This window comes from Clostridium budayi, from assembly GCF_055396605.1.
In genome coordinates this window covers 431823-455804 of the sequence record NZ_AP042456.1, presented here as the reverse complement: position 1 = coordinate 455804, position 23982 = coordinate 431823, and the positions used below count along the sequence as shown (strand labels likewise).

At 29.1% G+C, this 23982-nt stretch carries 20 protein-coding genes; all 20 read right to left on the bottom strand.

Annotated elements, in window-relative coordinates; all coding sequences use genetic code 11:
- Positions 1-6: 6 nt before the first annotated feature.
- Complete coding sequence (gene uvrC / locus ACZ5TJ_RS02165; protein WP_464200989.1) at positions 7-1878, bottom strand: excinuclease ABC subunit UvrC; 1872 nt, start codon at positions 1876-1878, stop codon at positions 7-9.
- A 216-nt stretch (positions 1879-2094) separates the two neighbouring features.
- Positions 2095-3576, bottom strand: coding sequence for a peptidoglycan D,D-transpeptidase FtsI family protein (locus ACZ5TJ_RS02160; protein WP_464200988.1), 1482 nt, complete (start codon positions 3574-3576; stop codon positions 2095-2097).
- A 1-nt stretch (position 3577) separates the two neighbouring features.
- Entirely contained in the window at positions 3578-4798 is a 1221-nt protein-coding gene (locus ACZ5TJ_RS02155) for an FtsW/RodA/SpoVE family cell cycle protein (protein ID WP_464200986.1), read from the bottom strand.
- Between the two features lie 19 nt (positions 4799-4817).
- Positions 4818-5276: an FHA domain-containing protein gene (locus ACZ5TJ_RS02150; RefSeq protein ID WP_039311819.1), complete on the bottom strand. Its 459-nt coding sequence runs from the start codon at positions 5274-5276 to the stop codon at positions 4818-4820.
- Between the two features lie 164 nt (positions 5277-5440).
- A complete protein-coding gene (uvrA, locus tag ACZ5TJ_RS02145) occupies positions 5441-8266 on the bottom strand; it encodes an excinuclease ABC subunit UvrA (protein WP_464200984.1) in 2826 nt (941 codons plus the stop codon).
- Between the two features lie 252 nt (positions 8267-8518).
- Positions 8519-9898 (bottom strand): WG repeat-containing protein, encoded by a 1380-nt coding sequence (locus ACZ5TJ_RS02140; RefSeq protein ID WP_464200983.1) that lies wholly within the window; start codon positions 9896-9898, stop codon positions 8519-8521.
- Positions 9899-10135: 237 nt separating this feature from the next.
- Positions 10136-10831 (bottom strand): MgtC/SapB family protein, encoded by a 696-nt coding sequence (locus ACZ5TJ_RS02135; protein ID WP_464200982.1) that lies wholly within the window; start codon positions 10829-10831, stop codon positions 10136-10138.
- 184 nt (positions 10832-11015) lie between these two features.
- Positions 11016-12995, bottom strand: coding sequence for an excinuclease ABC subunit UvrB (uvrB, locus tag ACZ5TJ_RS02130; protein ID WP_464200980.1), 1980 nt, complete (start codon positions 12993-12995; stop codon positions 11016-11018).
- Positions 12996-13103: 108 nt separating this feature from the next.
- Complete coding sequence (locus tag ACZ5TJ_RS02125) at positions 13104-14336, bottom strand: S41 family peptidase (protein ID WP_464202257.1); 1233 nt, start codon at positions 14334-14336, stop codon at positions 13104-13106.
- A gap of 163 nt (positions 14337-14499) precedes the next feature.
- Complete coding sequence (gene ftsX / locus ACZ5TJ_RS02120; protein WP_039316655.1) at positions 14500-15390, bottom strand: permease-like cell division protein FtsX; 891 nt, start codon at positions 15388-15390, stop codon at positions 14500-14502.
- Positions 15380-16066: a cell division ATP-binding protein FtsE gene (gene ftsE, locus ACZ5TJ_RS02115; protein WP_054198917.1), complete on the bottom strand. Its 687-nt coding sequence runs from the start codon at positions 16064-16066 to the stop codon at positions 15380-15382. Before ftsE ends, ftsX begins: the two co-directional genes overlap by 11 nt.
- Positions 16067-16224: 158 nt before the next feature.
- Complete coding sequence (locus ACZ5TJ_RS02110) at positions 16225-17079, bottom strand: YitT family protein (RefSeq protein WP_464200978.1); 855 nt, start codon at positions 17077-17079, stop codon at positions 16225-16227.
- A 59-nt stretch (positions 17080-17138) separates the two neighbouring features.
- Positions 17139-17984, bottom strand: coding sequence for a YitT family protein (locus ACZ5TJ_RS02105; RefSeq protein ID WP_464200976.1), 846 nt, complete (start codon positions 17982-17984; stop codon positions 17139-17141).
- 117 nt (positions 17985-18101) lie between these two features.
- Entirely contained in the window at positions 18102-19046 is a 945-nt protein-coding gene (locus ACZ5TJ_RS02100) for a transketolase family protein (RefSeq protein WP_464200974.1), read from the bottom strand.
- Position 19047: 1 nt separating this feature from the next.
- Entirely contained in the window at positions 19048-19872 is an 825-nt protein-coding gene (locus ACZ5TJ_RS02095) for a transketolase (protein ID WP_045724961.1), read from the bottom strand.
- Positions 19873-20142: 270 nt separating this feature from the next.
- Positions 20143-20496, bottom strand: coding sequence for a type II toxin-antitoxin system PemK/MazF family toxin (locus tag ACZ5TJ_RS02090; RefSeq protein WP_039311848.1), 354 nt, complete (start codon positions 20494-20496; stop codon positions 20143-20145).
- A gap of 8 nt (positions 20497-20504) precedes the next feature.
- Entirely contained in the window at positions 20505-20732 is a 228-nt protein-coding gene (locus ACZ5TJ_RS02085) for a hypothetical protein (RefSeq protein WP_039311849.1), read from the bottom strand.
- A gap of 566 nt (positions 20733-21298) precedes the next feature.
- Entirely contained in the window at positions 21299-21994 is a 696-nt protein-coding gene (locus tag ACZ5TJ_RS02080) for a germination lipoprotein GerS-related protein (RefSeq protein ID WP_464200971.1), read from the bottom strand.
- 64 nt (positions 21995-22058) lie between these two features.
- Positions 22059-23555: an NAD(P)H-hydrate dehydratase gene (locus tag ACZ5TJ_RS02075; protein WP_464200970.1), complete on the bottom strand. Its 1497-nt coding sequence runs from the start codon at positions 23553-23555 to the stop codon at positions 22059-22061.
- A 3-nt stretch (positions 23556-23558) separates the two neighbouring features.
- Positions 23559-23927, bottom strand: coding sequence for a holo-ACP synthase (acpS, locus tag ACZ5TJ_RS02070; RefSeq protein WP_464200968.1), 369 nt, complete (start codon positions 23925-23927; stop codon positions 23559-23561).
- Between the last annotated feature and the right edge of the window lie 55 nt (positions 23928-23982).

Below are 23982 nucleotides of genomic sequence, written 5' to 3'. Positions count from 1 at the left end.
AACTTTTTACTTACTTTCCCTATTATTGAAATAATCAAGTATACTTTCTGCTGATTTCCTGTCAATGCTTGGTGTTTCTAGTAATTCCTCTAGTGTTGCTTTCTTTACTTTTTCAACGCTTCCAAACTTCATTAAAAGTTCTTTTCGTCTCTTTGCACCAATATAAGGTATATCATCTAATATAGAATGTAATGTTCTCTTATCTCTAAGTGATCTATGATAAGTTATTGCAAATCTATGGACTTCATCTTGAATTCTTCTTATTAATTGCATTAAATTAGAGCTTCTATTTATAATTATCTCTTCATTGTTATATATGATACCTCTTGTTTGATGCTTATCATCTTTAACAAGTCCACAAACTGGTATATCTATATCTAGCTTCTTTAAAACATCTAATGCAATATTTACTTGACCTTTTCCACCATCCATCATTATTAAATCTGGGAAGTTAGAAAACTTACCATTTGAGAATATTAACTCTCTCTCCTGTATCTCTTTTATTTCTCTAAGTCCATGAGAAAATCTTCTTTCTAAAATTTCTCTCATACTATCATAATCATTGGCACCTTTTACAGTTTTTATTCTAAATCTTCTATAATTACTGTTTTTTGCTTTTCCATCTTCAAATACAATCATACTTCCAACTGAATCTACACCTTGTATATTAGAAATATCATATGCTTCTATTCTATGTGGCAATTCGTCAAGTGATAAAACATTTCTAAGTTCATTTAATGCTATGTTGTTTATTTCTTTCTCCATAACAATTTTTTCTTTAAATTGTTCTAATGTTATTTTAGCATTTTCACGAACCATATCTAACATGCTCTTTTTATCACCTTTTTGAGGCACCTTTAATATAACTTTTGATTCCCTCTTTACAGATAAGAACTCTTCAAGTACTTCTTTATCAGAGACCTCTGGTACATATATAGTTTTTCCGATCTTAGTTGCACCACTATAGAAGTTTACTATAAATTGAGATATTACGTCAGCTGGATTTTCAAGTGCAGTATTTTCTATCATAAAGTGCTCTCTACCAGTTATTTTTCCACCTCTTAAAAAGAAAATTTGTATACAGCTATCTTTTTCATCACTATATATATTTATGAAATCTTCATCCTCATCTGTTACTTTAAACATCTTCTGTTTTTGAACTAGAGCTTCTATTGCTAAAATTTTATCTCTATATGAAGCTGCTTTTTCAAATTCCAATTTCATTGATGCTTCTTCCATTTTCCTTTTTAATTCTTTAGTAATCTCTTTATCTTTACCGTTTAATATATCTATAACTGAATTTATAATCTTTGAATAATCTCCTTTAGAAACATATCCTCCACAAGGTCCATTACACTTACCTATATGAAAATTAAGACATGTTCTAGTTGGCTCTCCCCCTTCAACAATTGCTTTCTTGCAAGTTCTTATTGGGAAAACCTTTCTAATTAAGTTTATAGTCTCATATACTGCCGCCCCATTTGTATATGGTCCAAAATATTTATTTCCATCCCTTGCAAAGTTTCTTGTTACGAATACTCTAGGGAAATCTTCGTTTGTTGTTATTTTTATAAAAGGATAAAATTTATCATCCTTTAATGAAATATTGTATTTAGGGCTATATTTCTTTATTAAGTTACATTCTAAAATTAAAGCTTCCATCTCTGAATCTGTAACTATATATTCAAATTCAGCAATATTTTTAACCATAGCTTTTACTTTTTCTGAATGGTTTTTAGAATTTCTAAAATATTGCCTTACCCTATTTTTTAATATTTTTGCTTTACCTACATATATTATTTCTCCTAAATAGTTCTTCATTAAATATACGCCTGGCTTCTCCGGTAATATTTTTAATTGATATTCAAAATCAAACATTCAAAAACCCCCTCCTAGTCTTTTGTTTATACCCTCTTCTTTATTATTATATAATTTATTTATTATGTAAATTATTATACCTATAAATATTATAATTATATATCTATATACCATTTATTTAAATTACAAATACTAGCTAGACTTAGTATTTACTCTATTATTTTCATTTATTAATTTTAAAAAAGAAGCATCTAAAATTAGATACTTCTTTTTGCATTATTTATTAAGTTCTGCATTTATGACTTTACCAGCAACTGATGCTGCTTTCTTAGCTCCATACCCACCGTTTTCTACAACTACTGCTACTGCAATCTTTGGATTATCCGCTGGTGCAAAGCATATGAACCATGAATGTGGTGGTGCTGGCTGTCCGTTTGGAAGATTATGATCGGCAGTTCCTGTTTTACCTGCTGTTCCTGTTCCTTGTAGGTAACTCCAAGTACCACTTCTTATATTTTTATCAACTAATGCCTTCATATATGATTTGATTGTCGCCGCATCATCTTCTGACATTGCTCTTTGATATTCTTTTGGCTTTTCAACTTCTATAGTATTTCCATCTTTATCTATAACTTTGCTAACAAGATTTGGTTGCATAATAACTCCGTTATTTGCAACTGCACTTGCAACTAGTGCCATTTGCATAGGTGTTACACTTACTGTACTTTGACCTATACCTGATCTTGCTATATCTCCACTATATGTTAATTTAGGGAATGTACTTTTATCTATTATAAAGCCGTTTGCTGGAACTTGTTCATTAAATCCAAATCCTTCTGCTGTTTTCATTAGCTTATCATTTCCAAGGTCCATTGCAAGTGTTCCGTACACTACGTTACTTGAAACAACAAAGGCTTTCTTTAAATCTAAACTACCATATGATGCATCACCTGAATTATGAAGTTCTTTTCCTCCACCTTCAAATTTTAATACACCATTATCAGTGAAAGTTTTATTTTGAACTCCTGGAATATTATCAAGTGCACTTGCAGTTGTTACAACTTTAAATGTTGATCCTGGCGGATATTGTCCTTGGATTGCTCTATTTAAAAGCGGACTATGCTCAGCATCTCCAGCATGAGCTTTCTTCATTTCTTCAGCTAAATTATTAGGATTAAAACTTGGTTTTGAAACCATTGCTAATACATTTCCTGTTTTAGGATCTAATGCAACAACAGCTCCTCTATCATCTCCTAATGCATTATAAGCTACTTTTTGAAGTTTATTATCTAAAGTAGTAACTACACTATTACCTTGTTTATCTTTATCATCTTTTCTATCAAAGAAAGCTGCTTTTAAGTTATCAATACTTGGATCATCAATTAACTTTTTAAAACTAGCTGTCATATTTGATGTTGTTGTAAGCTGCTTATCATAAGCTGCTTCAAGTCCAGTTCCACCAAATCTACTATCCATAAATCCTATAGGGGCTGCAAAAATCGCTCCCTCTGGATATACTCTCTTTTGAACATTATTTTTTTCTCTAACACTTTTTGCTATAACATCATTATTTCTATCGTATATTGTTCCTCTTAAAACTTTGTTTCTCACTGCCCAAGCTCTTTGATTTCCAGGCTTAGCTGCTATATCTGGTGCTTTAAAAGCTTGGAAATAAGCTATATATGTGATTAGGGCTATTAAACAAAATAAGAAGACCATCATTACTTTTGTTACACTCTTTTTTATATCGTCCTTCATATTAGCCCTCCTCTGATACTTTTTGCAGTATTCCTAACGCAAAGAACATTGTAAGCATTGATGAACCACCATAACTTATAAGAGGTAATGTTATACCTGTTAAAGGAATTACAGCAAATATTCCTCCTATTATAACTAGAACCTGACAAACTATCATGGCACTAAATCCAACTGCTGTAAGTTGTGAGAATTCATCATCTGTAACAAATGCAGTTCTTATACATCTATAAAATAAAAGGAAGTATATTATCATTATACCTATTCCAAATACCATCCCAAACTCTTCACAAATTATTGCAAATATAAAGTCAGATGTATTTATAGGAACAAATCCAGGATACCCTTGCCCAAGTCCTGAGCCCATCATTCCACCTGATGAAATTGCATATAAACCTTGTACTAATTGATAACTTTGGTTTTGAGTATATTCCCAAGGATGTCTCCATATAAGCACTCTCTCTCTTACATGGCTAAACAAATTGTAAGCTGCAACAGATCCAACCGCTGATAATCCTAAACATACTAACACATATCTAGCCTTTGTAGTTGCTATATAAAGCATAGTTACTGATATTCCGAAGAATATAAGTGCTGATCCTAAATCTTTTTGTAAAACCATACATCCTAAACTATACATTACAACTAATCCTGGCTTTATAAGCTTTTTAAAGCTTCCTTTTGGATTAAGCGCAGTAGTATATTCTTTTAATGATGCTGCTAAATACAATACTAGTGCTATTTTTCCAAACTCAGAGGGCTGGAAACTTACTGGTCCTAGTATAACCCAGTTTTTTGCACCATTAAGCTCTGTACCTATTAAAAGAGCCATAGGCATAAATACTAATACACATGCCATATATACATATTTATACTTAGCAAAGTTCCTAAAATCAGGGAACACCTTAAGTACAACCATAAACACAACTATACTACCTAAGAACCATATAAGTTGCTTTTCTGCCACCTTTGGATCTATTCTATATAGCATAGCTATACCTATAACTACCAATAAACAAGAAAAGGTAAGTATAAATTTATCTCCATCAGGATAAAACTTTCTTACAACAAAATGTGCAATTCCTATAACTACACATAATATTACCCCAAAATATAGGGCATTTTTATCAATTGGTGTCTTTAGAATAGCTAAATTAGTGAACAGAGCAATACATAATATGTATGTAAGTAGAAGCATTATGCTCTCTTTTTTTCTCTTTCTCATTTAATCACCTCATTGCAATTTAAGACAATACCTTAAATACTGCAGTACCTATAGCTATTTGATCTTTTGCAAATAACTTTACTCTGCCACTTATTTTTTGACCATTTAGGAATGTTCCATTAGTACTTCCTAAATCTTCTAATATTAACGCATTATTTTTAACCATAATTCTAGCATGACTTCCTGATACATATTGATCATTTAATACTATTGAATTACTTCCACGTCTACCTATAGTAGTTTCATCCTTAATCGGTATTACCGACCCAACCTTTAATGACGTATTGTCCCCATTTTCTATTATTTCTATCCCGTGATGTCTTCTAGAAGGATTTGCTTTTCTTGGCACACTGCCTTTAACGTTTCCTCCGGATTTAACATCTTTTGCCATTATCTTTAAGGCATATACGATTATAACGTATAATAATATGATAAAAATTATTCCAAATACGCCTGCCATAAATTTTGAAAAATCCATCTTTCCACCTCAAAAAATTACTTTATCTTTTTGATTATACACCAAAATAATATTTAATTCACACATTTATCTTACAATTATTAAACAACATAACATTAACTAACTTATATAGTTAATTTTTATATAAGCTAGTTAATTTATTTATAAATTTCTTAGTTCTTTGTTTACTTTAGTATTTTACTCAAATATTGTCCTGTATATGACTTTTTAATTTTGCATATTTCTTCAGGTGTTCCTTTAGCAACTATAGTACCACCTTTATCTCCACCTTCTGGCCCTAAGTCAATTATATAATCTGCACATTTTATCATATCTAAATTATGTTCTATAACTACTACACTATTACCTGCATCCACAAGTCTTTGTAATATCTGTACAAGTCTATTAACATCATCAATATGAAGTCCTGTTGTTGGCTCATCTAGTATATATAATGTTTTGCCCGTACTTCTTTTTGATAATTCATAAGCAAGTTTTATTCTTTGTGCTTCTCCACCTGACAATTGAGTTGATGGCTGACCAAGTCTTATATATCCAAGTCCTACATCATATAATGTTTGAAGTTTGTTTTTAATTCTTGGAATATGATCAAAGAATTCTAGCCCCTCTTCAACTGTCATATTTAGTATGTCATCTATACTCTTACCTTTATATTTAACTTCTAAAGTTTCTCTATTATATCTTTTTCCTTTACATACTTCACATGGAACATAAACATCTGATAAAAATTGCATTTCAATTTTTATAATACCATCACCTGAACAAGCTTCACATCTTCCACCCTTTACATTAAAGCTAAATCTTCCTGGCTTATAACCTCTCATTTTAGCTTCTGGTGTTTGAGAGAATAATTCTCTTATTATATCAAATGTTCCTGTATATGTTGCAGGGTTTGAACGTGGTGTTCTTCCTATTGGGCTTTGGTCTATATCTATTATTTTATCTATATTTTCATATCCTTTTATTTCTTTATGTGCCCCAACAGGATTTTTACTTTTATTAATTAATTTATTTAATCCTTTATAAAGTATTTCATTTACAAGAGTACTTTTACCTGAACCTGAAACTCCAGTAACCATAGTTAATACTCCAAGCGGGAAGTCTACAGTTACATTCTTTAAATTATTTTCCTTTGCTTTTGAAACAGTAATTTTATTACCATTTCCTTTTCTTCTTTCAGTAGGAGTTTCTATTTTCTTTTCTCCAGTTAAATATTTTGCAGTTAATGAATTATCGCATTTTTTAATTTCTTCTACTGTACCTGCAGCTACAATTTCACCACCGTGTTCTCCAGCGCCAGGTCCAATATCAACAACATAATCTGCTTCTCTTATAGTATCTTCATCATGTTCTACAACTATAACTGTATTTCCAACATCTCTAAGATGTTTTAAAGTTTGAATTAACTTATCATTATCTCTTTGGTGAAGTCCTATACTAGGCTCATCTAGTATATATAAAACACCCATAAGCGCAGACCCTATTTGAGTTGCAAGTCTTATTCTTTGCGCCTCTCCACCTGATAATGTTCCTGAACTTCTTGAAAGATTTAAATAATCAAGACCAACATTAACTAAGAATTCTAATCTACTTACTATTTCTTTAATTATTTGCTCACTTATAATTTTATCTTTTTCAGAGAAATTTACTCCTTTTATAAAATCTAACTCTTCTTTTATTGAAAGCTCTGTAAATTCATATATATTTTTATCTCCAACTGTTACTGCAAGAGCTTCTTTATTAAGTCTTGCTCCTTTACACTTAGGACAATGATTGTCACTCATATATTGTTCAATGTCACCTTTTATAATATCTGAGTTAGTTTCTCTATATCTTCTTTGAAGTGAATTTATTTCACCTTCCCAAGCTGAATTATAAGTTGCTTTTACTCCATCTTTTACATAATCAACCTTAAGTCTCTTACCATCTGTTCCATAAAGTAATATATTTACTATTTTCTTTGGAAGATCTCTAATTGGAGTATTTAAATCAAAATCATATTCTTTACTTAATGCTTTTAAAAATGCAAAAGTCCATGAATCATCTTTAAGTCTTCCTTCTCCCCAACAAGCTATTGCACCTTCCATAATGCTTAAATCTTTATTTGGTATTACTAAATTTTCATCTATTTCTATTAATGACCCTAATCCGTCACAATAATCACATTTACCAAATGGTGAGTTAAATGAAAACATTCTTGGCGCTAATTCTTCTATACTTATACCACAGTCTGGACATGATAATTTTTCACTATATAATGTATCTTCTCCTCCTATTTCATTTATAATTACTAATCCCTCACCAAGCTTTAAAGCAGTTTCTACAGAATCACTAAGTCTTCCTTCTATTCCTTCTTTTATTACTAATCTATCTACAACTGCCTCTATACTATGCTTTTTATTTTTTTCAAGTTTTAATTCATCTTCTGTTAAGTCATATATTTCGCCATCTATTCTAGCTCTAATAAATCCGTTCTTTTTTATATTTTCTAATACTTTCTCATGAGTCCCTTTTCTTCCTCTTACAACTGGAGCTAAAACTTGTATCTTCGCTCTCTCTTCAAGTTCCATTACCCTATCTATTATTTGGTCTACAGACTGCTGAGTGATTTCTTTACCACACTTTGGACAATGTGGAACACCAACTCTTGCATAAAGAAGTCTTAAATAGTCATATATTTCAGTTATTGTACCAACAGTTGATCTTGGATTTTTACTTGTTGTTTTTTGATCTATTGAAATTGCAGGTGATAATCCTTCTATATACTCAACATCAGGCTTGTTCATTTGACCAAGAAATTGTCTAGCATAAGCTGATAGTGATTCTACATACCTTCTTTGTCCTTCTGCATAAATTGTATCAAATGCTAATGATGATTTTCCTGAACCTGAAAGTCCTGTAAATACAACTAACTTATCTCTAGGTATTTCTAAACTAACATTTTTTAAATTATGTACTTTAGCACCTTTTATAATGATTTTATCCTTCATATTATTGTTACCTCTCTTTTAACATATATCTTTATTTTAGACTTATATTTGCTAATTAATCCTCGAACATAAGTTCCCGTACAATAATTTTAAATTTATATTATCCTATTGTCAATTATATCACTTGTCTTTATTATCATTAAGTAAGCATAGAAATTCCTTATTAATTTTTAAGAATTGTTAAGATTCTAATAAATTTACTCATAATTTAAAGACCTATTTCAAATAAAATAGGCCTTAAATATATTAAAATTATTTTTCATATATAACTCTGTTTACTAATTTACCCTCAGTATTTAAATAATACTCATTGGCATTTTGTGATTTAATTTGAAGAACGTTTTCTTTAAGATTAAGATTACCTTCATAATAATAACGATTGTCATAATCATAGTATTTAACTTTATCACTATAAATTAATTTCATTCTTTTATTATATACATCTATTTTTTTATCACTAATAGATTCACCTTCATTATAGCTCTCTAGCTCTTCATCTTTAATTATAAAATCACCATATATCCTATATTTATCTCCATCATTTTTATTAATTAGTACCTTACCATCTTTATTAATTATCTCATTAGAATCATCAGCATATATAACTCTAATTAAATCATCACTTTCAAAATATGCATTTATTACATCTTCTTTTAAAGCTACTATTTTTTCACCTTTTAAATTTATAATACACTTTTCACCATTGTAACATACAAAGAAATATCCAAAATTACTATATGAATATATTTCGTCATATTTTACTTTTAATAACAAGTTTCCATCTTTATCAATTACACCAAATTTAAGATGTTCCTTATCACTAACTACTATTTTATCATCTGCCATATAAGCACAATTATATTTATAATTTATATCTTGTAGCTCATTTTCATAGTAGTCATTTAATATTCCATCTTTATCTATGAATATACCGTTTTTATATTGTCTTTCTAATATATCTTTATCTAATATATTTCCATTTCTATCTATTGGTACATCTCCAGACAAAAACTTATTACCTATAGCAATTCCATCACTATACCTTGATAGTTCATTATACTTAGGCTTAACTATAACATTACCCTCATTATCTATTACACCTTTTTTATTATCTTTTGTAAATATAGCTCTTCCTTCACTGAATCCTTCGCAATAATCAATACCAGTATCTATTTTATTTTCGTTGCCGTTTATATCTAAAACATAATAACTACCATCACGCTTTGCTATTGCATATCCTTCATTAAAATCATTTATACTATCATACTTAAAATCAAATACAGTCTCTCCATTACTATCTATTACACCATACTTATCTCCTTCTGATACTACAGCAACACCGTCTGTAAATTCTGAAGCTACTTTAAATTTTGGTTTGATTTTTACATTTAAATTTTCATCATAATATCCCTTATAGAAACCATCCTCAAATTTATATAAATTCTTTCCTTTAGGCTTTAGCGGTTTAAATTCATCTGGTTTAACTACTTGAACTGATTTCTTATCTTCGTCTGTATCAAAAAGACCATCAAATTTTATGACATTTCCTATAAGTAGCATTAACATTATTATAAGACTAATAATTAATATAATAATTATTAGCAAAATCCCTACTGCTTTTTTATTTTTCAAAATTAATCCCCCAAATTTATATTACCCTATATATTAATTATACAATTATTTTTATTTTTTACTAATATATCTATATATTTTCAAAAAAAATAAAGAGCTACTTTAATAGCCCTTATTTATACAACCTTATTAATTGCATTTAATTTCTGTTTTACTATTTCTTAAAATTCCAAACTTGTATAATAGCTTGTCTATTGTAACAATAATTAATGCTAGTCCTATAAATACAATTATAATTTAGCTAGAAATTTTCTCTACTTTTATTACTCCATCATTCATTGCAATTATACTAATAAGTTCATTTTGTTTTATTGTTTGAGGTAAAAGTAAAGTATATACACACTCTTTTCTATCATCACCATTAATAAATTCTATATTTTTAATTGTAATTTCATCAGCTTCAAGAGTATCATTTATCTCTTTTATAACTTTAGACTTATCTGTATATTCTATTTTAAACTTAATAATATATAATTTGTTTATTATGAATCTATATTCAAATCTTTTTAAAAGTACAAGTGCAATTACTATTCCAATTCCACTTAATATACTAATTGTATAAAAGCCCATTCCAACTGCTATTCCAACACATGCTACAGCCCATATTGAAGCTGCTGTAGTAAGTCCCTTTACAGATGCCTTAGTTCTAATTATTGTACCAGCCCCTAGAAACCCTACTCCTGATATAACTTGACAGATAACCCTTCCTGTATCAACACTTAAAACTCCTGATAAATTGGGGGTTTTTGTGATCTCATCAATAACATAATATCCAAGTTGTACCTGTATAAGTGCTGCAACAGTTGCACCTAAACATACTAATACATGAGTTCTAAATCCTGCCGGTCTATTTTCATACTCTCTATTAAAACCAACTACTCCACCTATTATTATTGCTAATACTATCCTTAAAGCAACTTCATATATATTCATATTACTCTCCTGTCCTCTCCATTACTTCTAATATGATTATATTAAAAAATCACCTATTATATAATAGATGATTTTTTAATAAATATATAACTTATTTAACATATATAAGTGCTATTTAAATTAATTATCCACAATAAAAAGAAGCTCACCCTACTTCTTCTGTGAGTAAACTTCTTTTATAAATTTATTTTTTGCCTTTTAAATTTTCTATTATATCTCTAAGTTCTGCTGCTCTTTCAAATTGAAGATTTTTAGCTGCATCTAACATTTCATCTGTGTATTCTTTAATTAATTTTTCTCTCTCTTTCTTAGTCATCTTCTTAGGTTGTGACTCTATTTCATACTTAGTTTCTTCTTCGGCAACCTTAGTTGCTTCAATTACTTCTCTTACATCTTTAATAATTGTCTTAGGAACTATATTATGTTCTTCATTATACTTTTCTTGAATACTTCTTCTTCTCTCAGTTTCACTTATAGCTCTATCCATTGAACCTGTTATAGTATCTGCATACATTATAACTTTACTTTCCGAGTTTCTCGCAGCTCTACCTATTGTTTGAACTAATGAAGTTTCAGATCTTAAAAAACCTTCCTTATCTGCATCTAAAATTGCAACAAGAGCAACTTCTGGAATATCAAGACCTTCTCTTAAAAGGTTAATTCCTACTAAAACATCAAATTTACCAAGTCTTAAATCTCTTATTATCTTCATTCTTTCAATAGTATCTATATCAGAGTGCATATATGTTGCCTTTACTCCAAGGTCAGTTAAATACTTAGTTAAATCCTCTGCCATTTTCTTAGTTAATGTTGTAATAAGAGTTCTAAATCCTCTCTTTGTAGTTTCTATAATTTCTCCATATAAATCATCAATTTGACCATTAACTGGCTTTATAATTATTTGTGGATCTAAAAGTCCTGTTGGTCTAATTATTTGTTCTGCTGTAACTTTAGAATGTTCAACTTCATATTTTGCTGGAGTTGCACTTACAAATACGACTTGATTTATTTTCTTTTCAAACTCTTCGAATTTTAATGGTCTATTATCATAAGCACAAGGAAGTCTAAAACCATATTCAACTAATGAATCTTTTCTTGATCTATCACCTGCATACATTGCTCTAACTTGAGGAAGTGTTACATGACTTTCATCAATAAACATTAAGTAATCATCTTTTGGGAAGTAGTCAAGAAGTGTCTTTGGTGGAGTTCCTGGTGCTCTACCATCTAGTATTCTTGAATAATTTTCAATTCCACTACAGTATCCCATTTCTCTAATCATTTCTATATCAAAGTTAGTTCTTTGTCTTAATCTTTGAGCCTCTAATAATTTATCTTGAGCATTAAGTTCTCTAAGTCTTTCTTCTAACTCTTCTTCTATTACTGTTATAGATTTTTCTAATACTTCTTTTGACGCAGCAAAGTGAGATGCAGGATAAATTTGAGCATGATTTCTTTCACCTAATATTTTTCCTGTTAACACATCAAATTCTCTTATTCTATCAATTTCATCTCCGAAGAATTCTACTCTTATTCCTTGACTTGATGACGATGCTGGAATTATATCTAATGAATCTCCTCTTACCCTAAATGTTCCTCTAGTAAAATCAATATCATTTCTTTCGTATTGTATTTCTATAAGTTTTCTAATTATCTCATCTCTATCTTTTTGCATTCCAGTTCTAAGACTTATTGTAAGTTTCTTATATTCATCTGGATTACCAAGCCCATATATACATGATACTGATGCAACTATTATTACATCTCTTCTTTCAAATAATGCTGATGTAGCAGAGTGACGTAATTTATCAATTTCATCATTTATTGATGCATCCTTTTCAATAAACGTATCAGTTTGTGGTACATATGCTTCTGGTTGATAATAATCATAATATGAAACAAAATATTCTACTATACTATCTGGGAAAAACTCTTTAAACTCTGCACAAAGCTGCGCTGCTAAAGTTTTATTATGAGCTAATACTATTGTAGGTTTTTGAGTTCTTTCTATTATGTTTGCCATAGTAAAAGTTTTACCAGACCCTGTTACTCCAAGAAGTGTTTGAAATTCATTACCATCATTTATTGATTTAACTAATTTATCTATAGCCTCTGGCTGATCTCCCATCGGCTTAAAATTTGACTTTATTTTAAATTCTCTCATAAATTCACCTCAATTCAGTTGTTCTAATGCTTATTATTTATACATTAGTCTAATTTATTTAAATTTGCAACTATTAAGAAAAGGGATTACTTTAGTAATCCCTTTTATCTATTTATTTATCTTACTATTTAGTACTTCTATTGCCTTTTTTAATTGATTATCATTCTTTTCATTGTAAGGCTTAGACATTGCTTCTTTTGATGGTTCAACTTCATAATCTGGTTTGATTCCTTTATGATGAATATTTTCACCATTTGGAGTATAGTATTTTGAAATTGTAACTTTTAAAGCACCACCATCTTTAAATTCAACTGGTGCTTGAACTATACCTTTTCCAAATGTATTAGTTCCAACTATTGTTGCAGCTTTATAATCTCTTAAAGCCCCTGTTACAACTTCTGATGCACTTGCACTTCCATTATCCACAAGTACAACTAAAGGCATTCCTTCTGCTATACCTCCAACTGATACTTCTTCAGCTTTATTATCATACTTATCAACAGTATATGTTATAAGCTTTCCTTTAGGAATAAATTGTGAAGCAACACCGACAGCTTCTTTAAGATATCCGCCTGGGTTTCCTCTTAAATCAATTATTAAACCTTTCATTCCTTTTGATTTTAATGTTTCAATTTCTTTCTTAAGATCATCTGTAACACCTGCATTAAAAGATGTTATTTGAATATATCCTGTATTACCATCAAGCATTTTACCTTTTACTGACTGTGTTTTAATGACATCTCTCATTACTTTAACATCAAAAGGCTTTCCGCCATTTCTTTCAATAGTTAATGTTACTTCTTCTTTTTTCTTACCACCTATAAGTGTTGTTGTCTTTTCTACATCTGAACCAACCTTTTGACCATTAACTGCAATAATTACATCATCACTCTTTAATCCTGCCTTTTGAGCTGGAGATCCATCAACTGGTGAAATTACTGTAACCTTATCATTTTTAACACCTACATATACACCAATTCCCATATACTCCCCTGAATTTTGTTCATTAAATTTCTCATATTCTTTCTTATTCATATATACTGTATATGGATCTTTTAAAGAATCAGTCATTCCTTTAATAGCACCTTCTAACAGCACATTATCATCTACTTCTCCATCATAATTTTTTATTAAAGCATCTCTTACTTCAAATAGTTCTTTATACTTACCTATATCATTTATCTCTTTAAAAGTGTTCTCAACTTTTGAATTAGCTTTAGTAAAAATTAATCCTTTTGTTGCTAAGACATTTCCTACAACAAAACTTCCCATACATAAACAAATAACAATTAATACACCAGCAATTATATATATAAATCTCTTGCTACTTGAGTTATTCATTCTATTTTTGCTCAATTACCACACCATCCTCTCTAATCTCATATGTAAAGTGTATATACATAGTATATATTATAGATTTATAAATATCCATATTAAACCAAAATCAGTAGGAATTAAATTCCTACTGATTTTATACTTATATTATATACACTTTTTCATAATTTTATACTATTAAGAACTTTCTTAGTGCAGCGTAACTTGCAACTCCACCAACAATTAATCCACCTAAAGCGAATTCCCATAATAGTGCAGTACCTATATAACTTACGTTTATTAATGATACGTATAATACTTTACTTGATATCCAGCTAACAAATCCTTTATATACTAAGAATACAAAGAATGTTGATATAACAGATCCTATAAGACCTATTATCATACCTTCAATTATGAAAGGCCATCTGATGAACCAGTCTGTTGCTCCAACGAACTTCATGATTCCAACTTCTCTTCTTCTTGAGTAAACTGTTAACTTTGTTGTATTCATTATTAAGAATATTGCTACTCCAACTAGTATTATAAATAGCACTGCTCCAACTACTTTAATACCATTTACAACCTTTGTAATTGTATTTATTAAATCTTGTTGATTTCCTATACTTTCAACTCCAGGTAAATCTTTAACTGCATTTGTAACTGCTTCTGCATCACTTGGATCTGCTAATTTTACAATAAATGATGCTGGGAATGGATTCTTTTCTAAGCTATATCCTTCTAATAATCCTTTATTGTCTTTTGTGCTTTCTTGGAAGCTTGTAAATGCTTGTTCTTTTGATTCATACTGAACATCCTTAACACCTGGAAGCTCATGTAGTTTTATCTCAACTTCTCTTTGCTCTATTAATTTGATGTCGTCTTTTAAGAAAACTTTAAGTTCTACTTTTGATTGAACATCATTTAATGCTAATCCTACATTCTTAGTTATAAGTACAAATATACCTAATACAAAAAATGTAATTATAACTGTAATTATTGAAGCAAAACAAATAGTTTTATTTCTTCTTAAACTTTTAAAGGCATCAGATATAAAATGATTTACTGTATTAATCTTCATCATTGTACCTACCTTTCTTTTCGTCTCTTACAATTTCTCCTCTTTCCATAGCTATAACTCTCTTCTTCATGTCATTAACTATATCTTGAGCGTGAGTTGCCATAAGTATTGTTGTTCCTGACTTATTTATATCATCTAATAATTCCATTATTTCACTTGCTGTATCTGGGTCTAAGTTTCCTGTAGGCTCATCGGCAATTAAAACTGATGGATTATTAACAATAGCTCTTGCAAGTGATACTCTTTGTTGTTCTCCACCTGATAATTCATGTGGGAACATTTTATACTTATGTGATAGTCCAACTAATGATAATACCATTGGAACTCTTCTTCTTATATCTTTTGGTGACGCCTCAACTACTTTCATAGCAAAAGCTACATTTTCATATACATTTAAATTTGGTATTAATCTAAAGTCTTGATATACCATTCCTATCTTTCTTCTATAGTAAGGTACTTGCTTTCTTTTTATATCTGCTAAATTCTTATCAGCAACAATAATTTCTCCTGAAGTAGGTTCTACTTCTTTTAATAACATTTTTATAAATGTTGATTTACCAGCTCCTGATGCACCAACTAGAAACACGAATTCTCCTGCCTCTATATTTACACTTACATCTGACAGAGCTTTTACATTATTATCATAAATCTTAGATACATTCTTAAATTCTATCATAATTTAAACACTCCTTATAGATTTGGACTAACTCCATAAACCCCTTGTCCATCGTACACTATCATTATATCATATGTATTCGACCATATAATATAAGATTTTATTAAGTTTTTAAATTTATTACCAATTATTCATAGATATCTAAATTTGCTGTAGTATTATGAAGTTTTAATCTCCTCAAAACCTTCTCCTAATACTTCATGAACTTCACCTACTGTAATAAATGCATTACTATCAAGATCTTTTATACGATTTTTTAATTTTATAAATTCATTTCTATTTAGTACAGTGTATACAACAAAGTTTTTAGAATTAGAAAATCCACCAATACCTTCAAGGCAAGTGCATCCTCTTTCTAAATCATTTAATATATAATCTATAATTGGCTTTGTATTTTTGCTTATTATTATAATTTGCATTCTAATATTGAACCCTTCAATAAACTTATCTACTGTAACTCCTAAAATAATTACACTAAGCATTGCATAAAATCCTAAATCAATTCCAAATACATATGCACCTGCAAGAGTTATTATAAAGTCTACTATTAAAAGTGCTTTACCAATATCAACGTGTACGAACTTATTTAATATTTTAGCTAAAATATCTGTGCCTCCTGTTGATGAATTATAATTAAAAACTAACGCCATTCCAAAGGCTGAAATTAACGTACCAAAAATAGTAGCTATCATTAAGTCTGTAGTTATAGCAAAAGGATTTAAGAATTTTTCAATAAACCACATAATTACTGAAAGCATTAAGCTTGCATATATAGTTCTTCCTCCAAAGTTCCCATCAACAAATATAAATGCTGCTATAAATAAAATTATATTTATTATTAATGTTATAATACCAACACCTAGACTTGGGAAAAAATCATTAACAACAATTGCAAGTCCAGTAACCCCTCCAGCTGCTAATTCATTTGGGGCAAAGAAGTATTCTACCGATATAGCAACTAAAATAATCCCAAATGTTATAATGGAATACTCTCTTAAAATTTTCTTACTCATATAACCACCTCTTCTTATTATTAGTTATTATAATAATAGCTTTCCTATTTATTATTATACTATTCTATATCTCCGAATCCTTTTCCAAGTACATCATGTGCATTATTAACAATAACAAAGGCTTGAGGTTCATTATCTTTTATAAACTTTCTAACTTGCATAAGTTGTGATCTTCCAAGTACACAATAAATTGCACTCTTTTTCTCACCTGTATATCCACCTTCACCTTTAAAAATAGTACATCCTCTATCAATATCTTCTATTATGTATTTTTTTAGTTCTTCGATTTTTTCAGTAAATATAATTACTTGATGACATGTATTGAATCCAGATATAACTTTATCTATTACAATTCCATTTAAAAGTACACATATACATGCATATATACCTTTTTCGATACCAAATGTAAGTCCACTAAATATAACAACTAAGATATCAACCATCTGCATACCCTTACCCATATCTATATGGAAAAACTTATTTAATATTTTAGCAATTATATCAGTTCCTCCTGTTGATGCATTTTGAGTAAATACAATTCCAAGTCCTAATCCTAAAAGTATGCTTCCTGCTATTGTAGCAAGCATTGGATTATTTGGTATCCCAACAGGCTTAATAAATTCTTCTGAGAACCAATTCATTAATGAAAGTCCCATTGCTGCATATATAGTTTTCCCTCCAAAATTTCTACCAATTACAATAAATGCTATTATAAAAAGAAATACATTCATTATTGCCATTAACACTCCAAGATTGGCATAAGGTATGTAATGATTAACTACTAATGCTATTCCTGTAACGCCTCCACCAGTTATATTATTAGGCACATAAAAATATTGTATAGCTACTGCAACTAACAATATCCCTATTGTAATTATCCCATACTCTTTAATTTTCCCTTTCATAACCCCTCCTATTTATTTTTCATTAGATATTATTATTAATTTTTTAAATCTTATAAAAAAATAACAGTATAGTACCCCTACTATACTGTTATAACATATTAATAACAATTTTTGCTATTATTTTTTACAATTTATAGCCTTTTTAGCTTTTTCAACAATATTCTTAGCAGTTAAACCATATGCCTCTAATAATTCATTTGGTTTTCCACTTTCGCCAAAAGTATCTTGTACTCCAACTTTTAATACTGGTACTGGACATTCTTCAGTTAAAACTTCTGCAACTGCTGAACCAAGTCCACCAATAACGTTATGTTCTTCTGCTGTAACTATAGCTCCAGTTTCCTTTGCAGCCTTTACTAATATTTCTCTATCTATTGGCTTAATAGTATGAATGTTTATTACTCTAGCATTTATACCTTCTTTAGCTAACATTTCAGCTGCTTCTAAAGCTATTTCTACCATTATTCCTGTAGCTACTAATGTAACATCATTTCCTTCTTTTAATGTAATACCTTTTCCAAGTTCGAACTTATATGTAGCTGCATCATTTACATTATTAACTGCAAGTCTTCCAAGTCTTACATAGCAAGGACCATCTATTTCTGCAATTGCTTTAATGACTGCATCAGTTTCAATAGCATCAGCTGGGTTTATTACTGTCATATTTGGAATACTTCTCATTAATGATATATCTTCAATTGCTTGGTGAGATGCTCCATCTTCTCCAACTGTTAATCCAGCATGTGTAGCACATACTTTAACATTTAGTTTTGGATAACAAATTGAGTTTCTTATTTGTTCAAAAGCTCTACCTGCTGCAAACATTGCAAATGTACTTACAAAAGGAATTTTTCCACAAGTTGAAAGTCCCGCTGCAACTCCCATCATGTTTCCTTCTGCTATACCCATATTGAAAAATCTTTCTGGTGCAACTGATTTAAAATCAGCAGTTTTTGTTGATTTTGAAAGGTCAGCATCTAAAACAACTATCTTTTCGTTAGTTGATGCTAAATCTTTTAACGCTTTTCCGTATGCTTCTCTTGTAGCCATTTTATTACTCATATTAATTTTCCCCTCCAATTTCAGCTATTGCTTTTTCACATTGTTCTTTGCTTGGAGCAGTTCCATGCCAGCTTGCTTCATTTTCCATGAATGAAACGCCCTTTCCTTTTACAGTCTTACAAACTATTGCTGTTGGCTGTCCTTTATGATTCTTAGCTTTTTCAATAGCTTCTAATATTTCATCGTAATTATGTCCGTCTATAACTAATACATTCCATCCGAATGCTTCAAATTTTTTGTCTATTGGTGAAGGATTCATAACTTTTGTTATATCTCCATCAATTTGTAATCCATTGAAATCTATAAATATAGTTAAATTATCTAATTTGTAGTGAGCTGCACACATTGCTGCTTCCCATACTTGACCTTCTTCTAATTCTCCATCTCCTAATAGTGCATAAACTCTGTAATCTTTTTTATCAGTTTTTCCTGCAAGTGCCATTCCAACTGCTGCTGAAATACCTTGACCTAATGAACCAGTTGACATATCAATTCCTGGTAAATCATTCATATTAGGATGTCCTTGTAAGTTTGATCCAAACTTTCTTAAAGTTAATAATTCTTTAGGATCGAAAAATCCTCTTCTTGCTAAAGCACTATATAAAACTGGTGCTGCATGACCTTTTGATAAAACAAATCTATCTCTGTCTGCCATTTTAGGGTTCTTTGGATCTATATTCATTTCGTTAAAGAATAGTGTTGTTACTACATCTGCCGCTGATAATGATCCACCTGGATGTCCTGAAGCTGATTCAGTAAGCATTGATACTATATCTTTTCTTATAATTTTAGCCATATCCATTAGCTCTTGTTTATTCTTTTTCATTTTATATCCTCCCAGTATTTAATTTAACCTTTATAGATTTAGTTTTCCGCTTTTCACATGTTTTATTTTATCATATTTCTTAGCGTTTGTATACACTATTGTATACACTATTACTAATAGTAGTGTATATTTAATCTTATAGTATATACTATATAACACAAGATATCCTTTACATCTATTTTTCGACATATTGACTTGTTTACATGCGGAATAATAAATATTATAAAACGATAAAAGCTACGCAAATGTAATCATTTGCGTAGCTTATTTTTAAATTAAATTTAAACTTATTAGTAGGGCCTTGTTTACTTTTCTCATATCTTCCTCTGTCATATGTCCTATTTTTTCTTTTAATCTTTTCTTATCTAAAGTTCTAACTTGTTCTAGAAGTACAACAGAGTCTCTATTTAACCCATATTCCTCTGAAGAAATCTCCACATGAGTAGGTAACTTTGCTTTATTTATTTGAGATGTTATAGCTGCAACTATAACTGTTGGGCTATATCTGTTACCTATATCATTTTGTATTATTATTACTGGTCTGATTCCGCCTTGTTCTGACCCTATAACAGGACTTAAATCAGCATAAAATATATCTCCTCTTTTTACAACCATAGTAGTCATAAGATTTATCACTCTCCGCGAAGCCATATCTCATAATCATTAACATCAATTAGTTCATGTTCTGTCATAGAAGCTAGTTGCAAATTAAGAAGTGCCATTTCCTTATAACCTTCTTTCATCTGCTTTTCTGTCTCACTACTAATTTGTCTATCTATATATACTATTAAATTATCCTCATTATATTTACAATTATTTTTATCTAAATACATTTTTTCTAAATCCTCTAGATATAACAAAATAATCCCTCCTAGCTTAACAAAGAGTTTATATATATTTAAATTATATCTATATTTGTGTCATTATGTCAAAGGATTTGTCAAATTTGTTTCCAAATTATAAATATTACTCTATTATTATCATATCTTGCGTTTTATAACTAATAGTATTACTTTTTTATAACTTATTAATTAAAATATTATCTTGTCCTAAATATTATCGCATTAATTCCTTAATTAATTTTATTATTATGAATGTTAGCCACATCTACATAACCTATTCCATAACTTTATGTACGTTACCCTTTTACTTCTTTTAAGATGAACTCACATTACTTTATAATGTTAATTTATGTTGGCTTTATTTTATTTTTATAATTTTTGTGCATTAACTAACATGCTGCATCTTTATAGTTCATTATTTTCTAAGCTTTTAGTATTTTGTGTAATGAAATTTTAATTTCATAATTTATCTTATTAAAGCAATATGTATTTTTTAGTTACTATTAAACTATATTTTTAAGTTTTTAATGTATTCATCTTTAGTACTTATTATTTATCTTTTATAATAATCAACTTACAAATATTTATTTATTTTCTCCCCCCTTATCTACATTTTGATTTGTAAATTTATCTTCATCACACTTTTTTAACTCAGTAAACTCCCTATAATCCATTTTAACTCTTTCCACACCTTTATTATCGTAAATTTTTATTAACATTGGTTCCTTTTTTGTCTTATTTACATATAAAGTTGCCTTATCTAGGTGACTATTATTTGAAATTAAATCAATATCAACTTTTAAATATGTTAAATCTCCCCATTCACTATTGCCCTCTTCTACGCTTAGAATAGGATTTTTTAAGAGTTCACTCATTGCAGCTAGCGGATATAAAGTATCTAAGTCTCTTTTGACTTCGTACACTTTATTTTTTTTGTTATAATTCATAATTATGCTATCTTCTTTGTAGATTTTAGTAAGATCCTCTCCAAAATCTATCCTTATCCCATGTCCATCACAATAATAAACTTTAGTTTTATCAGTATATTCTCCTCTATCATTTGTAATTGTATATTCTACAATAGACTCATATTTCCCTTTATTTTTTAAGTTTTCTAGAACATCTTCATTAGTTGGTGATACATTATGTCTTAATAATATAACTATTATTAATAATATGAATGGCATTGTCATAATAAGAACCATAATCAATTTATGTTTTATACCATTTTTATTATTACTGCTTTTAACTTTATTATCTTTTTTAGCTTTACTAAACAATTTCCTAATCCCCCCATAGTTTTATTACTCATAATAGTAATATTAAAACCATTAGGAAATTATTCTATTTTTCACATAATTCTTGTATTGTTTTAGGTAAATTTTCTATTATATCTCTGGCATTTACTATGAAGTTTTTATCTGATAACTTATCACCTATCAATCCATGAATGTATGCTCCAAGTAATGCTCCTTCTAAAAGAGTCAACTTTTGACCACAAAAAGATGTTATTATTCCTGCTAAGCAGTCTCCCATCCCACCTGAAGCCATTTTACTGTTGCCAGTTGGATTTATAAATACTTCTTCTCCATCTGTTATTATTGTGTTGTACCCCTTTAAAAGAAGTATTACATTATTTTCTTTAGCAAACGCCTTTGCTATATTTATTCTATCTTCTTCTATCTCTTTTATTGTTTTATCTAAAAGTCTAGCCATTTCACCTGGATGTGGAGTAAGTATGGCTCTACCACTTACTTCTTTTAAAAGATCCTTATTTTCACTTATTATATTTAGTGCATCTGCATCTAAAACTAAATTGCACTTAGTCTCTTTAATAACTCTCTTTAATAGTTCTCTGCTATTTTCTGTTACATCAAGTCCAGGTCCACATACTATAATATCAAAGCCATCAAAACTCTTTATATCTTTATAGCTTGAGTAATCCATTACCATACTTTCTATAAGTTTACTTCTAATTGAACTTGATATGCTATTATGAGTTAATAAAGTTACTAGTCCACTGCCTGTCCTAACAGAACTTTCAGTTACAATATAAGCTGCACCTGAATACTTTTCGCTCCCAGCTATAACTAATACTTTTCCATAATTGCCTTTATGACCACTCCTTTTTCTTTTTGGTATAAAGTTTTTATAATCACTTTCTGATAATATGTAAGTTTTTTCACTGTTTTCCTTCTTTAAGAAATCTGGAATATCTATATTTACTATTTTTATATCTTTAACTATATTAATCCCATCATTTATGAAAAATCCTTTTTTTAATACTTCAATTGTATATACTATGTCTGAATTTATTGCTACATTTAAAATTTTACCACTATTTCCATGTAATCCAGATGGTATATCAATAGAAACTATATATTTAGCATACTTATTTATTATTTCTATTACTTCTTTAAATAAGCCTTCTATGTTTCTATTTAATCCTACTCCAAATAATGCATCCACTACATAATCAGAATTTAGTATTCTTTGTTTTAAATAATCTTTTTTATTACTGTCTACTATTTTAGTAAGCTTAATATTTAAATTTCTAACTATATTTAAGTTTACTTTTACTTCTTCACTTGCTTTATCTTCATTGCCAATTAATATTATTTCCACATTTTTCCCAGATAAATATAACTTTCTAGCAACTGCTAAGCCATCGCCCCCATTATTGCCTATTCCACAAAATATAGTTACAGTATCTCCCATACTTTTTATTTCATTTGAAATTTTACTTGCTGCATTCTCCATTAAAACTATTGAAGGAATTCCTATATTTTTAATTGTAAAATTATCTATATTTCTGCAACCTTCTACACTTAAAATCTCCATAAATTATTCCTCCTCAATTACAACAAAGGCTATAGCAGTATCATTATTATGAGATATACTTGCATGGACTTTTAAATTCTTATTTATAATGTTAGTTATTTTATCTCCTAAAATAACCTCTGGCTTACCAAGTGAATCTCTTAAAACTTCAATATCTTTAAAAGCAAATCCTCTTATACCTGTCCCTAACGCTTTACTTACAGCTTCTTTTACGCAAAAAGATCCAGCAATAGTTTCGCTTTTAAAGTTCCTCTCTTTAAAAAGTTCCATCTCTCTTTTTGTAAACATTTTTTCTAAAAATTTAGTATTTCTTTTAATTGCTGTTTCTATTCTTCCGATCTCAATTATATCTGTACCTATTCCAAATATCATTTTCATCATCCTTTCTTACTTATATTTTACTATAACTTAAGGATGTTTATTTTTA

What these genes read in the sequence shown, in the direction of transcription:
- uvrC (WP_464200989.1), bottom strand. Translation starts at nt 1,878, where the DNA reads ATGTTTGATTTTGAATATCAATTAAAAATATTACCGGAGAAGCCAGGC.
- ACZ5TJ_RS02105 (WP_464200976.1), bottom strand. Translation starts at nt 17,984, where the DNA reads ATGAAAGGGAAAATTAAAGAGTATGGGATAATTACAATAGGGATATTG.
- uvrA (WP_464200984.1), bottom strand. Translation starts at nt 8,266, where the DNA reads ATGAAGGATAAAATCATTATAAAAGGTGCTAAAGTACATAATTTAAAA.
- ACZ5TJ_RS02095 (WP_045724961.1), bottom strand. Translation starts at nt 19,872, where the DNA reads ATGAAAAAGAATAAACAAGAGCTAATGGATATGGCTAAAATTATAAGA.
- ACZ5TJ_RS02090 (WP_039311848.1), bottom strand. Translation starts at nt 20,496, where the DNA reads ATGACTACTATGGTTGTAAAAAGAGGAGATATATTTTATGCTGATTTA.
- acpS (WP_464200968.1), bottom strand. Translation starts at nt 23,927, where the DNA reads ATGATATTTGGAATAGGTACAGATATAATTGAGATCGGAAGAATAGAA.
- uvrB (WP_464200980.1), bottom strand. Translation starts at nt 12,995, where the DNA reads ATGAGAGAATTTAAAATAAAGTCAAATTTTAAGCCGATGGGAGATCAG.
- ACZ5TJ_RS02155 (WP_464200986.1), bottom strand. Translation starts at nt 4,798, where the DNA reads ATGAGAAAGAGAAAAAAAGAGAGCATAATGCTTCTACTTACATACATA.
- ACZ5TJ_RS02135 (WP_464200982.1), bottom strand. Translation starts at nt 10,831, where the DNA reads ATGAATATATATGAAGTTGCTTTAAGGATAGTATTAGCAATAATAATA.
- ACZ5TJ_RS02075 (WP_464200970.1), bottom strand. Translation starts at nt 23,555, where the DNA reads ATGGAGATTTTAAGTGTAGAAGGTTGCAGAAATATAGATAATTTTACA.
- ACZ5TJ_RS02150 (WP_039311819.1), bottom strand. Translation starts at nt 5,276, where the DNA reads ATGGATTTTTCAAAATTTATGGCAGGCGTATTTGGAATAATTTTTATC.
- ftsE (WP_054198917.1), bottom strand. Translation starts at nt 16,066, where the DNA reads ATGATAGAATTTAAGAATGTATCTAAGATTTATGATAATAATGTAAAA.
- ftsX (WP_039316655.1), bottom strand. Translation starts at nt 15,390, where the DNA reads ATGAAGATTAATACAGTAAATCATTTTATATCTGATGCCTTTAAAAGT.
- ACZ5TJ_RS02125 (WP_464202257.1), bottom strand. Translation starts at nt 14,336, where the DNA reads ATGAATAACTCAAGTAGCAAGAGATTTATATATATAATTGCTGGTGTA.
- ACZ5TJ_RS02160 (WP_464200988.1), bottom strand. Translation starts at nt 3,576, where the DNA reads ATGAAGGACGATATAAAAAAGAGTGTAACAAAAGTAATGATGGTCTTC.
- ACZ5TJ_RS02100 (WP_464200974.1), bottom strand. Translation starts at nt 19,046, where the DNA reads ATGAGTAATAAAATGGCTACAAGAGAAGCATACGGAAAAGCGTTAAAA.
- ACZ5TJ_RS02110 (WP_464200978.1), bottom strand. Translation starts at nt 17,079, where the DNA reads ATGAGTAAGAAAATTTTAAGAGAGTATTCCATTATAACATTTGGGATT.